Here is a 12,197-nt window from a genome sequence, read left to right as displayed (position 1 = left end):
GCCCGTGGCGGGGCCGTCGCGCAGGCTTCTCAGTCGCGCAGGCGGGTGGAGAAGATCGCGGTGCCCGGCATGACCCGGCCGCGCAGCGGCGACCAGCCGCCCCACGACGACTCGTTGTCCTCCGGCCACTCGGGCTCCGTGAGCCCGGTCAGTTCGAAGCCCGCGTCCACGAGGAGGCGGATCCAGTCGCTGAGCGTGCGGTGGTGCTCCGCGTAGACGGGCTGGCCGGAGGCGTCGAGTTCGACGTACGGCGTGCGGTCGAAGTACGAGTACTCGACGGTGAGTCCGGCCTCGCCGGGCACGTCCGGGAACATCCAGCGCAGCGGGTGGGTGACGGAGAAGACCCAGAGGCCGCCCGGGCGGAGGACGCGGGCCGCCTCCGCGAGCACGGTCTCCGCGTCCTTGACGAAGGGGAGCGCGCCGTACGAGGAGAAGACGATGTCGAAACTGTCGGACGGGAACGGCAGCGAGCGCGCGTCGGCCTGGAGGAAGGTGGGCGGCACCGCGTCCGGCCCCAGCGGGTTCTCGCGCTGCAGGCGGGAGGCCTGCTCGAGCATGCCGGAGGACAGGTCGACGCCCGTCGCCAGCGCGCCGTGCTCCGCCAGCCAGCGAGAGCACTGCCCCGCGCCGCAGCCCACCTCGAGCACCTGGCGCCGCTGGACGTCGCCCAGCAGCCGCACGTCGTCCTCGCGGACGCCCTCCGGGCACCACACGAACTCCGAGGCCCCCAGGAAGCTGCCGTGCTCCGCGAGGTACTCCTCCGCGGATCCGTCCCAGTAGGAGCGGTTGGCCCGGACGGACTCCTCCTCACCGATCGACAGATATCCGCCGCTGATGATCTCCGGTGAGTACTCGCCCTCGCTCACACCCGCTCCTCGCTGTCAGAACCACAGTCCGCACGTGCGTTCGCACCCGCGGTGGTGCTAGCATATGGGACTGTATGCACATCGCGAACCGTGGACGTCACACGGCGCCGTGCTGCACTTCCAATCATCCATCACGAGACCGTGTCCCCGTTCCCTCGGGACCGCGGGCCACATTCCATCTACGGAGTCCCTTACCTAATGACCACCACCACGCCTGACTCGGCGCACCAGAAGCAGGTCGCCGTCAACGACATCGGCACCTCCGAGGACTTCCTCGCAGCCGTCGACGAGACCATCAAGTACTTCAATGACGGAGACATCGTCGAAGGCACCGTCGTGAAGGTCGATCGCGATGAGGTGCTCGTCGATATCGGTTACAAGACCGAAGGCGTCATCCTCTCCCGCGAGCTCTCGATCAAGCACGACGTCGATCCGTCCGAGGTCGTCGAGGTCGGCGACGGCATCGAGGCCCTCGTCCTCACCAAGGAGGACAAGGACGGCCGTCTGATGCTCTCCAAGAAGCGCGCGCAGTACGAGCGCGCATGGGGCGACATCGAGCGCATCAAGGACGAGGACGGGGTCGTCACGGGCACCGTCATCGAGGTCGTCAAGGGCGGCCTCATCGTCGACATCGGACTGCGCGGCTTCCTCCCGGCCTCGCTCGTGGAGATGCGCCGCGTCCGCGACCTGGCGCCGTACATCGGCCAGCAGGTCGAGGCGAAGATCATCGAGCTCGACAAGAACCGCAACAACGTCGTCCTCTCGCGCCGCGCCTGGCTCGAGCAGACGCAGTCGGCGGTCCGCCACGACTTCCTGCAGACCCTGCAGAAGGGCCAGGTCCGTCCGGGCGTCGTCTCCTCGATCGTCAACTTCGGCGCGTTCGTCGACCTGGGCGGCGTGGACGGTCTGGTCCACGTCTCGGAGCTGTCCTGGAAGCACATCGAGCACCCCAGCGAGGTCGTGACGGTGGGCGACGAGGTCACCGTCGAGGTCCTGGACGTCGACATGGACCGCGAGCGCGTCTCCCTGTCGCTCAAGGCGACCCAGGAGGATCCGTGGCAGCACTTCGCCCGGACCCACATCATCGGCCAGATCGTGCCCGGCAAGGTCACGAAGCTCGTGCCCTTCGGCGCGTTCGTGCGGGTCGAGGACGGCATCGAGGGCCTCGTGCACATCTCGGAGCTGGCCGTGCGCCACATCGACCTGCCGGAGCAGGTCGTGGGCGTCGACGAGACGATCTACGTCAAGGTCATCGACATCGACCTGGACCGCCGCCGCATCTCGCTCTCCCTCAAGCAGGCGAACGAGGGCGTGGACCCGGAGGCGGAGGAGTTCCTCGACCCGGCACTCTACGGCATGCTCCAGGAGTACGACGAGGACGGGAACTACAAGTACCCGGAGGGCTTCGACCCGGAGACGAACGAGTGGCTCGAGGGCTTCGACGCCCAGCGCGAGGAGTGGGAGCAGCAGTACGCGACCGCTCAGCACCACTGGGAGGAGCACAAGAAGCAGGTCGCGAAGGCGATCTCCGCAGACGCGGAGGCCGCTGCGTCCGGCGCCGTCAGCTCGGAGACCCCGGCGGCCGCCAGCTCGTACGCCAGCGAGGCGCCCGCGGACTCCGGCACGCTCGCCAGCGATGAGGCGCTGGCCGCGCTGCGCGAGAAGCTCGCCGGCAGCTGATCGCCGCACGCTGACGCCGCATCTGTGAGCAGAGGCTCTGAGGACCCCCGGACGCATGTCCGGGGGTCCTCCGCATCCCGTCCCTGGCTCGTCTTCGCGCTGCTGGCGCTGGCGCTCTCGCTCCTGACGTTCCGCGGCCTCGTCGCGGATCCCGGTGGGCGCGTGTACGCGCACAACGACGACGCCTCCCTCTTCATCTGGTGGTTCGCGAACGGCGCGGACGCCCTCGCCTCCGCCCTGGGCTTCGGCACCGGCACCACGGGCTTCCTTCTGACTGCGGGGATGAACTGGCCCGACGGCGTCAACGGAGCGTGGAACACGAGCGTCCTGGGTCTCGCACTGCCGCTGGCCCCCCTCACGTGGCTGGCCGGACCGGTCGTCGCCTACACGACGGCGATCGTCCTCTCGCCGGTCGCCGCCTCACTGTCGGCCGCCGCGCTGCTGACCCGCTTCGCGGACCGGACCCCCGCGTTCGCGGGTGCCCTCCTGTACGGCTTCTCCCCGTACCTCACCGCCCAGGCCGGAGGCCACCTCAACCTGAGCTTCGCGGTGCTGCCGCCGCTGGTGGGTGCCTTCCTGTGGCGGTCCGCGACCGCGCCCGCGGGCGGAGCTCTGCGCACCCACGTGCGCGAGGCGCTGCCGTGGGGCATCCTGGTGGGCGGCGCCCTGGGCTGGCAGTTCTACGTGTCGACGGAACTGCTGGCCGGCACTTTCCTGGCTGCCGTGGCCGCGGTGGCGGCGATCGCCGTGTGCCTGCGCGGGCGCCTGCGACCGCGTCTGGTGCCGTTCCTCGCCGCGTCGGGTGCCGCCGTCGTGACGGCGCTGCTGCTGGCCGCGCCGCTGCTCGTCACGATGCTGACCGGACCGGGGGCGCCGCGTGAGGCGATCCGTCCGCACGGGGTCTGGAACAACGACCTCGCCGACCTCGTGACGCCCTCGCAGCACACCCTGCTGCGGGGAGCGGGCCCGGAGATCCCGCGTGTCCTGGGGATCGATCCGGCGGAGGTGGGCGGGTACGTCTCGCTCGTCTGGCTGGTCGTGGGCGCCTGGGCCGTGCTGCGCCGGTGGAGGTCGCCCCGCCACGGCCTGCTCGTGCGGGTCCTGGCGCTCACCGGTGCGGCGGTGTGGCTGCTGTCGATGGGCTCGCCCCTGCGGATCCTGGGACACGAGCTCCCGGTGCCGGGGCCGTTCCGCCTCGTCGAGCACCTGCCGGTGCTGGAGAACATCCTGCCGATGCGCCTGTCCGTCCACGTGGTGCTGGTCCTGAGCGCGCTCACCGCGGTGCTGCTCCATCACGCGCTGCGGGCGGGTGCGCGCGCGGCGGTCGCATCCGTCGCGGCGGTCGCATCCGTGGGCGTGCTCATCGCACCCGCCGCGGTCGAGACCCGGGTCCTGCACATCCCCACGGCGATCGCCGCCGGGGCGATCGAGGAGGCGCTCCCGCAGGGATCCGTCGTCAAGGCGCTGCCCACCCCGCGGGCTGTGGCGGAGCCCGACCACGCCCAGGCGATGGCGTGGCAGGCGGAGACCGGGATGCACTACCGCGAGACCGGCGGGTACTTCATCGGGAGCACCGACGACCACCCGGTCCTCTACCAGTCGCTGCTCGACCCGCTCGACGTGCTCCTGCGGGAGGCGGAGGGGCCTGGGGGCTCCGCGGCTCTCGACGAGGCCCGGGTCGTGGACGCCGTCCGCGACATCCGGGCCCGGGGGACTGAGTTCGTCCTCGTGCCGGAGGGCGCACCCCTTCTGCCCGGGCCGGCGGACGAGCTCGCGGAGGCGCTGGCGCGGACGCCGGGAGCGCACGCGGAGCGCGTCGAGGACACGTGGGTCGTCGACCTGCGCGGAGTAGGGTGAGGACCATGACAGAGACGCACGCGCCCACCTCTCCGCTGCTGCTGGGACTCACCGGGGGGATCGGCGCCGGCAAGTCGACCGTCGCGGCACTGCTGGCGGACCGCGGAGCCGGGATCGTCGACGCGGACCGCATCGCACGCGAGGTCGTGGAGCCGGGTGAACCGGCCCTGGAGGCCCTGCGGCGGGAGTTCGGGGACGCGGTCCTCGCGGTCGACGGCGCGCTGGACCGCGCGGCGCTGGCAGGTCTCGCCTTCGCGACACCGGAGCGGACCGCGGCACTCAACGCGATCATGCACCCCGCGATCGCGCAGCGGACCGCCGCGCGGCTGGCGGAGCACGCGCATCTGCCGGTCGTCGTCCACGACGTCCCGCTGCTCGTGGAGAACGGGATGACGGGGAACTACCACCTGAGTCTGCTCGTCGACGTGCCGGAGGAGACGCGGCTCGAGCGCCTCACGACCAGTCGGGGCCTCGATCGGGAGGACGCCCAGCGGCGCATCCGGGCGCAGGCGACGGACGCCCAGCGCCACCTCGCGTGCGACACGGCCCTCGACAACGCGGGGACGCAGGAGCACCTGCGCGCACAGGTCGCGCGGCTGTGGGAGGACCGGATCGAGCCGTTCCGGCGGAACCGCGCCGCCGGCATCCCGGCCCGGCCGCTGCCGCTCACGGGGACGGAGGCGGGGGAGGAGGCCCAGCGTGCCGCGGGCGCGCGCCTCGTGGCCCGGCTCGAGCGGACAGCGGGCCGTGCCGGGGTGCCGGCCACGGCCTCGGCGTCGCCCGCTGCGGACGGGGTCGCAATCGACCTGCGCGTCCCGGCGGGCACGGACCCCGAGGCCGTCGGCGCCCTTCTGCGCGACGCGGGCTACGCGCCGCGGGACGACCGGTGGCTCACGACGGACCCCGGCCGTCCCGCGACGGTGACGGTCAGCGCAGGGACGCGCTGAGCTCGATCGACACGCCCTTGAGGGCGCGGGAGACGGGGCAGTCCTTCTTCGCGCGCTCGGCGATCGTCCGGAAGTCCGGCTCGCTGAGGTTCGGCACGGAGCCCACGACGTAGAGGTGCACTCCGGTGATCCCGTCGGCGGGGGAGAAGCTGACGTCCGCGCCGGTCGAGAGCTCCTCGGGCGGCGTGCCGTTCGAGGTGAGCGCGTTCGACAGGGCCATCGAGAAGCAGGCGGAGTGGGCGGCGCCCAGCAGCTCCTCCGGCGTCGTCGCCGTGCCGGTGCCCTCCGCGCGCGCCTCCCACGAGACCGCCAGCGCGCCGGCGCCGGAGCTGTCGAGCGAGACCGTGCCGCTGCCCTCCGGGAGCGTGCCCCGCCACACCGTGTGCGCCTTCGAGATCGTCTCCGCCATCGTCATCCCCTTCTGAGTTCGTTTCGTCCGGTCCGAGTCTAGGCCCCGCAGCGGCCCTGCGGGGCGGTTCCCGTGTCCGTCCTCCGCGCTATCGTGTGTGCCATGGACCCGCAGCACCCGGACACCCGCCCGCAGGACGCCCCCAGCCGCCCCGTGCCGCTGGTGGGCCACCGTCCGGACATCGTCCGGTCCGTCGCGCCGTTCCAGGTCGTGTCGGACTACTCGCCGTCGGGGGACCAGCCGGCCGCGATCGCGGACATGACCGCGCGCCTGGAGCAGGGGGAGAAGGACATCGTCCTGCTGGGCGCCACCGGCACCGGCAAGTCCGCGACGACCGCGTGGCTCATCGAGCAGGTGCAGCGGCCCACGCTCGTCATGGCGCACAACAAGACGCTCGCCGCGCAGCTGGCGAACGAGTTCCGGCAGCTGCTGCCGCACAACGCGGTCGAGTACTTCGTGTCCTACTACGACTACTACCAGCCGGAGGCCTACGTCCCGCAGACGGACACGTTCATCGAGAAGGACTCGTCGATTAACGACGAGGTCGAGCGCCTGCGGCACTCCGCCACGAACGCGCTGCTGACCCGCCGCGACGTCGTCGTCGTCTCGACCGTCAGCTGCATCTACGGCCTGGGCACACCGGAGGAGTACGTCGACCGGATGGTGTCGCTGTCGGTGGGCGACGAACTGGACCGGGACGAACTGCTCAAGCGGTTCGTCTCGATGCAGTACTCGCGCAACGACGTCGCCTTCACGCGGGGCACGTTCCGCGTGCGGGGGGACACGGTCGAGATCATCCCGCAGTACGAGGAACTGGCGCTGCGGATCGAGTTCTTCGGCGACGAAGTGGAATCGCTCTACACGCTCCACCCGCTCACCGGCGAGATCGTGCGGGAGGAGGAGGTCGTCCACATCTTCCCGGCCAGCCACTACGTCGCCGGCGACCAGCGGATGGGGCGGGCGATCACGGACATCGAGCAGGAGCTGCAGGAGCGGCTGGAGGAGCTCGAGGGCCAGAACAAGCTGCTGGAGGCGCAGCGGCTCAAGATGCGCACCACCTACGACCTGGAGATGATGCGCTCGATGGGCTTCACCTCCGGCATCGAGAACTACTCGCGCCACATCGACGGGCGCGCCGCGGGCACGGCCCCCAACTGCCTCCTCGACTACTTCCCGGAGGACTTCCTCCTCGTCATCGACGAGTCCCACGTGACGGTGCCGCAGATCGGCGGCATGTACGAGGGCGACATGTCGCGCAAGCGCACCCTCGTGGACCACGGGTTCCGCCTGCCCAGCGCGCTCGACAACCGGCCCCTGCGGTTCGGGGAGTTCCTCGACCGGATCGGCCAGACCGTCTACCTGTCCGCGACCCCGGGTGACTTCGAACTGGAGCGGGCGAACGGGACGGTCGAGCAGATCATCCGCCCCACCGGCCTCGTCGACCCCCGCATCGAGGTGAAGCCCACACGCGGGCAGATCGACGACCTGCTCGAGCAGATCCGGGTCCGCGTCGAGCGGAACGAGCGCGTGCTCGTCACGACCCTCACGAAGAAGATGGCGGAGGACCTCACGGACTATCTGCTGGAGCACCAGGTGCGCGTCGAGTACCTGCACTCGGACGTCGACACGCTGCGCCGCGTCGAGCTGCTGAGCGAGCTGCGGGCCGGCGACTTCGACGTGCTCGTGGGCATCAACCTCCTGCGCGAGGGCCTCGATCTGCCGGAGGTGTCGCTCGTGTCGATCCTCGACGCGGACAAGGAGGGCTTCCTGCGGTCGGCCACCTCCCTCATCCAGACGATCGGGCGCGCGGCCCGCAACGTGCACGGCGAGGTCCACATGTACGCGGACACGATCACACGGTCGATGCGCGAGGCGATCGACGAGACGGACCGCCGGCGCGCGGTGCAGATCGCGCACAACGAGGAGCACGGCATCGACCCGCAGCCGCTCGTCAAGAAGCTCTCCGACATCACGGAGCGCCTGCGGCGCGAGGACGAGGACACCCGCGAGATCCTCGCGGAGTTCGACTACGGCAAGGGCAAGCGCGGGTTCAACGCGACGATCACGGACGAGCAGCGGGAGGCGTTCTCCACGTCGCGGGGTGCGGGAGCGCCGCTGGCGCCGCCGGCGGAGGACCTCGTCGAACTCATCGCGACGCTCACCGACCAGATGCACGCGGCCGCGGCGGACCTCCAGTTCGAGCTCGCGGCCCGCCTGCGGGACGAGCTGGGCGACCTCAAGCGCGAGCTGCGGCAGATGAAGGAGGCGGGACACGTCTGATCGGTGTACGATGAACCGTCGTTGAAGGGGAGTATCCCGACACCTTCCGCATTCGTCACCACGATCGCAGCCATCCTGCGGATCCGGATGCGGAGCGGCCGCTGGCCGTGGGAGAGACTTTCGACCGCGTGCAGCGACCACTCTCCTCCGAAAGGCACTCATGCAAGAGTTCTTCCAGGATCCCTACCACGTGTTCGAGGTCGTCTCGAGTGTCGTGCTCGTGCTGATCCTCGTCGCCGACCTCCTCATGGTCATCAAGCGGCCCCACACGCCCTCCATGAAGGAGGCCTCGCTGTGGGTCGCGTTCTACGTGGGCCTCGCCCTCGTCTTCGCCGGCGTCCTCTTCGCGATGGGCGATGCGGAGCACGGCGGACAGTTCCTCGCCGGCTGGCTGACGGAGTACAGCCTCAGCATCGACAACCTGTTCGTGTTCGTCATCATCATGAGCGGCTTCTCGGTGCCCAAGAAGTACCAGCAACAGGTGCTCATGGTGGGCATCATCCTCGCCCTCATCTTCCGCGGCATCTTCATCGTCGCGGGCTCCGCGATCATCGAGCGCTTCATCGAGGTGTTCTTCCTCTTCGGCGCCTTCCTCCTGTGGACCGCGTGGCGCCAGGCGTTCAGCGGCGAGGACGACGAGGACGCGGAGAACGGGTTCATCCGCTTCCTCCGCAAGCGGATCAACATCACGGACGAGTACCACGAGAACAAGCTGCGCGTCACGATCGACGGGAAGAAGTTCTTCACTCCCATGCTCATCGTGTTCATCGCGATCGGCACGACGGACATCATGTTCGCGCTCGACTCGATCCCCGCCATCTTCGGCATCACGCAGGATCCGTTCCTCGTGTTCACGGCGAACGTCTTCGCGCTCATGGGACTGCGTCAGCTGTACTTCCTGCTGGGCGGCCTGCTCGACAAACTCCCGTACCTGCACTACGGCATCGCCGCGATCCTCGCCTTCATCGGTGTGAAGCTGTTCCTGCACGCCCTCCACGAGACGGAGTGGCTGCCGGAGTCCTTCACCTCGCAGGTGCCGGTCATCACGACGTGGCAGTCGCTGGGCTTCATCGTCCTCGCGATGGTCGTCGCCACCGTCGCGAGCCTCATCGCGATGAAGCGGACCCAGGAGGCGCCCCTGCGGCGCGACTGATCCGCTGTCCCCACCCGGCCGTATGCGTGGGCCCCGGTCACCTGGACAGGTGACCGGGGCCTCGGCGGTGGTGGGGTCGGATCAGGCCTCGAAGGGGCCGAACACGGGGGTCCACGCACGGATCGTCGTGTCGTCGATGACGCCCGCGTCCGCGTACGGGTCCTGCGCCAGCAGGGTCGCGATCTCCTCCTTGTCCTTGCCGCGGAGGATCAGCAGGCCGCCGGGCGTCAGCTCGTCCTCGAGCGGTCCGGACGCCAGCAGGCGACCGGCCTCCAGCTGCGCGGCCTGCCACTCGCGGTGGGCCGGGCGGACCCCCATCCGCTTCTCCGTATCGGGGCCGTAGGTGTAGGTGACGGCGAAGACTGCCATGGCTCTCCTGTGTGTCGGTCGGGTGCGAGTGCGATACTCGTCTCGGAGCACGGGTGCGCCCCGTGCACTGACACTACCCCTCGAGCCCAGGAGCCCCCGCGTGTCCCGACTCCCGCAGATCCCCGACGACTTCGCAGACGCCGACACCGTCTGGGAGACGTTCGAGACGCATGTGCGGGAGAGCGGGATGAGCCTGTACCCCGCGCAGGAGGACGCGATCCTCTCCGTGCTCGCGGGCGACAACACGATCGTTGCGACGCCCACCGGCTCCGGCAAGTCGATGGTGGCACTCGCGGCGCTGTACTACGCGGTGTCGACGGGCCGGACCGCGTACTACACCGCGCCGCTCAAGGCACTCGTGAGCGAGAAGTTCTTCTCGCTCGTCGAAGCGCTGGGGCGCGAGAACGTGGGCATGGTGACCGGCGACAGCTCCGTGAACCCGGAGGCGCCGGTCATCTGCGCGACCGCGGAGATCCTCGCGAACCACGCCCTGCGCGAGGGCGGTGAGCTGGACGTCGCGCTCGTCGTCATGGACGAGTTCCACTACTTCGGGGATCCGCAGCGCGGCTGGGCGTGGCAGGTGCCGCTGCTCGAGATGCCGCAGGCCCAGTTCGTCCTCATGTCCGCGACGCTGGGTGACACGACGGACATCTCCCAGCGCCTCACGGACCTGACCGGCCGTGACACCGCGCACATCGGCTCCGCGCAGCGACCGGTCCCGCTCGAGTACGAGTACTCGACCTCGCCCCTGCTGGAGAAGCTCGCCTCGCTCGTCGCGGAGGACCGCGCGCCCGTCTACGTCGTCTCGTTCGTCCAGGCGCGCTCCGTGGAGCTCGCGCAGTCGATCCTCGCGGCCAACCTGACGACACGGGAGCAGCGGGACGCGATCGCCCAGGAGGTGCGCGGCTTCCGCTTCGGCAAGGGCTTCGGGGTCACACTCCGGCGACTGGTCCTGGGCGGCGTGGGCGTGCACCACGCCGGCATGCTGCCCCGGTACCGACGACTCGTGGAGCACCTGGCACTCACGGGCCTGCTGAGCGTCGTGTGCGGGACGGACACGCTGGGAGTGGGCATCAACGTGCCCATCCGGACGGTGCTCTTCACCTCGCTGGCCAAGTTCGACGGCCGCCGGGTCCGGCAGCTGCAGGTGCGCGAGTTCCAGCAGATCGCCGGCCGCGCCGGCCGCGCGGGCTTCGACTCCGTGGGCTACGTCGTCGCACAGGCGCCGGAGCACGAGATCGAGAACGCGGTCGCGCTCGCGAAGGCGGGGTCCGATCCCAAGAAGCAGAAGCGGGTCAAGCGGAAGAAGGCGCCCGAGGGCCACGTGGGCTGGTCGCAGCAGACGTTCCAGAACCTGGAGACGGGCACCCCGGAGCAGCTGCGCTCGCACATGCGGATCACCCACTCGATGATCGTGAACCTGCTGGCGCGTCCGCACGCGGGCGTCCACACGATCCGCGACTTCCTCGAGCGCACCCACGAGTCCCGCGAGCGGATCCTCGACCTCATGCTGCGGGCGCTGCGGATCGGTCGCAGCCTGCTGGTCGGCGGCGTCATCGAGCGGACCGTGACGGACGACGGCCGCGTCGAGTACGCGCTGAGCGCGGACCTGGGCCCGGACTTCGCTCTCAACCAGCCGCTCAGCCCGTTCGCGCTGGCGGCCCTCGACCTCTTCGACGAGCAGTCGGAGACCTGGGCGCTCGACGCGCTGAGCGTCATCGAGGCGACGACGCAGATCCAGCACCACATCATCCGCGGCCAGCTGGACCGCATCAAGGGCGACGAGGTGGCGGCACTCAAGGCGGAGGGCGTCGAGTACGCGGAGCGGATGGAGATCCTCGACTCCCTCGACGTGCCCCGGCCCAACGGCGAGGTCCTCGAGGCCGCGTTCGACGCCTACGCGGAGACCGCGCCGTGGGTGCGCGAGATCGGCATCGAGCCCAAGGCGATCGTCGCGGACATGATCGAGCAGTCGATGAACTTCTCGCAGTTCGTCGCCTACTACGGCATCGCCCGCGTGGAGGGCGGTCTCCTGCGCTACCTCCTCGACGTGTGGCGCGCCCTCGTCCAGACGGTCCCGGTCGACCGGCGCGGCGAGGAGCTCGAGGACATCATCACGTGGCTGGGCGATCTGGTCGTCCGCGTCGACTCGAGCCTCGTCGAGGAGTGGGCCGCACTCGCGGAACCGGGGGAGGAGCTGCCCGACGTCGCGCTCCACGCGCTGGAGCGGACATTCACCTCCGACGAGCGCCGGTTCACGGCCGCCGTCCGGAACGCGCTGTTCCACCGTGTCCTGCTGGCTGAACGCGCCGCCTACCGCGAGCTGGGCGCGCTCGACGGGGAGTCCGGCTGGGGTGCGCGCGAGTGGGAGGACGCGATCGAGTCCTTCTACGACGAGTACGACGATCTGGGCATCGACGCGGACGCACGCTCCGCGCGGATGGTGCACATCGAGCGGGGAGCGGACACGTGGCGCGTGCGGCAGGTGCTGGCGGACCCGCAGGGCGACGGCGACTGGTCCATCCGCGCGACCGTCGACCTGCCCGCCAGCGACGAGGCCGGCGAGGTCGTCCTCCGCATCGACGGGGTGGGTCCCCTCACAGAGGAGTGAGTGCGTCCGTCCCGGTCGATACAGT

General features: G+C 70.2%; 9 protein-coding genes. 6 read left to right on the top strand and 3 right to left on the bottom strand.

The window, feature by feature from the left end; genetic code table 11:
• Positions 1-29 precede the first annotated feature (29 nt).
• Positions 30-866 carry a class I SAM-dependent methyltransferase gene (locus tag HGBR_RS01050; RefSeq protein WP_019157483.1) on the bottom strand — a complete coding sequence of 279 codons (837 nt, stop codon included), beginning with the start codon at positions 864-866 and terminating at the stop codon, positions 30-32.
• Between the two features lie 198 nt (positions 867-1,064).
• On the opposite strand from HGBR_RS01050, the gene rpsA reads away from it, so the two are divergent.
• Genes rpsA through coaE form a run of 3 tightly spaced genes read left to right on the top strand, consistent with a single transcriptional unit; the run spans position 1,065 to position 5,350 of the window.
• A complete protein-coding gene (gene rpsA / locus HGBR_RS01045; protein WP_019157482.1) occupies positions 1,065-2,546 on the top strand; it encodes a 30S ribosomal protein S1 in 1,482 nt (493 codons plus the stop codon).
• 24 nt (positions 2,547-2,570) lie between these two features.
• Positions 2,571-4,403 carry a hypothetical protein gene (locus HGBR_RS15875; RefSeq protein WP_019157481.1) on the top strand — a complete coding sequence of 611 codons (1,833 nt, stop codon included), beginning with the start codon at positions 2,571-2,573 and terminating at the stop codon, positions 4,401-4,403.
• Between the two features lie 5 nt (positions 4,404-4,408).
• A complete protein-coding gene (coaE, locus tag HGBR_RS19185) occupies positions 4,409-5,350 on the top strand; it encodes a dephospho-CoA kinase (protein WP_019157480.1) in 942 nt (313 codons plus the stop codon).
• Here coaE and HGBR_RS01030 read toward each other — a convergent pair.
• Positions 5,331-5,765: an OsmC family peroxiredoxin gene (locus tag HGBR_RS01030; RefSeq protein ID WP_019157479.1), complete on the bottom strand. Its 435-nt coding sequence runs from the start codon at positions 5,763-5,765 to the stop codon at positions 5,331-5,333. The genes coaE and HGBR_RS01030 overlap by 20 nt on opposite strands.
• Before the next feature lie 96 nt (positions 5,766-5,861).
• On the opposite strand from HGBR_RS01030, the gene uvrB reads away from it, so the two are divergent.
• The gene (uvrB, locus tag HGBR_RS01025) at positions 5,862-8,039 is read left to right on the top strand and encodes an excinuclease ABC subunit UvrB (protein WP_019157478.1); all 2,178 of its coding nucleotides are present in this window, start codon (positions 5,862-5,864) and stop codon (positions 8,037-8,039) included.
• A gap of 160 nt (positions 8,040-8,199) precedes the next feature.
• Positions 8,200-9,192, top strand: a complete 993-nt coding sequence (locus HGBR_RS01020) for a TerC family protein (protein WP_019157477.1) — start codon at positions 8,200-8,202, stop codon at positions 9,190-9,192.
• An 81-nt stretch (positions 9,193-9,273) separates the two neighbouring features.
• Here the strand turns inward: HGBR_RS01020 and HGBR_RS01015 are convergent, their stop codons facing one another.
• On the bottom strand, positions 9,274-9,561 hold the full coding sequence (locus HGBR_RS01015) for a YciI family protein (RefSeq protein ID WP_019157476.1): 288 nt from the start codon (positions 9,559-9,561) through the stop codon (positions 9,274-9,276).
• A 100-nt stretch (positions 9,562-9,661) separates the two neighbouring features.
• On the opposite strand from HGBR_RS01015, the gene HGBR_RS01010 reads away from it, so the two are divergent.
• Positions 9,662-12,172 carry a DEAD/DEAH box helicase gene (locus HGBR_RS01010; RefSeq protein WP_019157475.1) on the top strand — a complete coding sequence of 837 codons (2,511 nt, stop codon included), beginning with the start codon at positions 9,662-9,664 and terminating at the stop codon, positions 12,170-12,172.
• The last annotated feature ends 25 nt before the right edge of the window (positions 12,173-12,197 follow it).

Source organism: Brevibacterium senegalense (assembly GCF_000285835.1).
Classification (GTDB): domain Bacteria; phylum Actinomycetota; class Actinomycetes; order Actinomycetales; family Brevibacteriaceae; genus Brevibacterium; species Brevibacterium senegalense.
This window is presented reverse-complemented; position numbering and strand designations above follow the sequence as displayed.

What these genes read in the sequence shown, in the direction of transcription:
- uvrB (WP_019157478.1), top strand. Translation starts at nt 5,862, where the DNA reads ATGGACCCGCAGCACCCGGACACCCGCCCGCAGGACGCCCCCAGCCGC.
- coaE (WP_019157480.1), top strand. Translation starts at nt 4,409, where the DNA reads ATGACAGAGACGCACGCGCCCACCTCTCCGCTGCTGCTGGGACTCACC.
- HGBR_RS01020 (WP_019157477.1), top strand. Translation starts at nt 8,200, where the DNA reads ATGCAAGAGTTCTTCCAGGATCCCTACCACGTGTTCGAGGTCGTCTCG.
- HGBR_RS01030 (WP_019157479.1), bottom strand. Translation starts at nt 5,765, where the DNA reads ATGACGATGGCGGAGACGATCTCGAAGGCGCACACGGTGTGGCGGGGC.
- HGBR_RS01015 (WP_019157476.1), bottom strand. Translation starts at nt 9,561, where the DNA reads ATGGCAGTCTTCGCCGTCACCTACACCTACGGCCCCGATACGGAGAAG.
- rpsA (WP_019157482.1), top strand. Translation starts at nt 1,065, where the DNA reads ATGACCACCACCACGCCTGACTCGGCGCACCAGAAGCAGGTCGCCGTC.